The 1,549-nt window shown below is 37.8% G+C and carries 2 protein-coding genes; both read right to left on the bottom strand.

Annotated features, from left to right (window positions below):
- On the bottom strand, positions 1-702 hold a 702-nt coding region (locus AC1DTM_RS25950; protein WP_477001234.1), incomplete at its 3' end, for an AMP-binding protein.
- Positions 703-956: 254 nt separating this feature from the next.
- The coding region (locus AC1DTM_RS25945) for an AAA-type ATPase lid domain-containing protein (RefSeq protein WP_477001233.1) at positions 957-1,549 on the bottom strand (593 nt) is incomplete at its 5' end.

The following is a 1,549-nucleotide window of genomic DNA, read 5'->3' as shown; positions in this document are numbered from 1 at the left end:
ACCGAGTACTGTATGGGCCTGGGCGTTAATATGGAATAACGGCAGCGCTGTAAATAAAATATCTTTCGAACTTGCGCCAACCATATAGGTGGCAAATGACTGCGCAGAATTTACATAGGCAGAATGACTTAACATGACCCCTTTAGGTAATCCAGTCGTTCCAGAGGTATAAAGAATACTGTTAATAGAAGAGGAGGAAACAAATTCAGTTGGAAGGTGATGATTATTTGTATTCAGTACATCTTTCAATTCGATTACCAGCGGTTCTTTACCATCGTTCAAAATGATTGCGCTTTCATCATTTCCGTAAACGACAATTTGAATGTCCCTTTGTATAAATGGCAAACAAGAAGCAATTTGAGGAACAAATTCCTTATCAACGATAATCAGCTTGCAATCAGAGTGAGATAAAATATACTGCAAACCTTCCCCTTTTAAATGCACATTCAGAGGCACCGCAATTGCTCCCATAAAAGATAAAGCAAACCATACATCCAGATATTCAGGAGTGTTATGAAGCATAATACAAACCTTGTCACCTTTTTGAATACCGAGCTCACAAAATCCCGCTGCAGCTTTTGTAATTCGATGATAGAGCTCCTCATACGTAACTCTTTGTTCTTTAAATTGTAAATAGACCTTACTTGGTGTTTTTTCAATACTTTGCATAATAAAATGTGGCAAACTGTGATTTTCCAGCATTGAATTCCATCCCTTCTTGCTATAATCTTTTTTATTTATATAGCAAGAAACATGCCAAAAATCGACTCATTCTCTATTCCCTTATTCCTTCAGGGATATACCCCGTTCTCCCTTACATGTCCACCTTCATATGTCGCATTTGCGCTACAAATGATTACAATCATGTCGCATCTATAAGAAAGTGTCGCAAAAAAGAGACAGTATATATTACTGCAAACCAAACAAAAAAAGGGCCTGTTTGCCCTTTTTTCCCTTCATGACATTCCATATTTTTCTATTTTTCGATATAAGCTAGCCCGATGAATCCCTAAAAGCTTGGCTGCCTCTTTTATATTTCCAGCTGTCTTTTCCAAAGCCCTTGTAATCACCCGTTTTTCAGCCGATTCCACTTCCTCCTGCAGTGAATAACTCATCTCATTCTTCTCTTGATCCACCGCAAATATTTCATGATATAACTCTTCTTCCAAATCTTTTTTCCGCAAATATACAGGAAGATGATGCACTTGAATAATCATTCCTTCTATAACATTCATCGCTCGTTCTAACACATTCTCTAGCTCCCTAATATTGCCTGGCCAATCATGCTCCATGAATATATCCCTTACTCTCTCATCCAATGAAAGAACGCTACTACCCAGCTCCCCATTCAATTTCCGAATTAAAAATTCCATTATATGTATCATATCTTCCTTTCTCTCTCGTAACGGAGGAATATCGATCGCAAACACATTCAATCTATAATATAAATCCTCCCTAAATTCCCCTCTTTGCACCATTTCACGAAGATTTCGATGTGTCGCCGCAATGAAACGGACATCAATCTTTTGAATTTTCGTACCACCAATTC

The organism is Bacillus sp. P4_D3, assembly GCF_056401855.1.
This window is presented reverse-complemented; position numbering and strand designations above follow the sequence as displayed.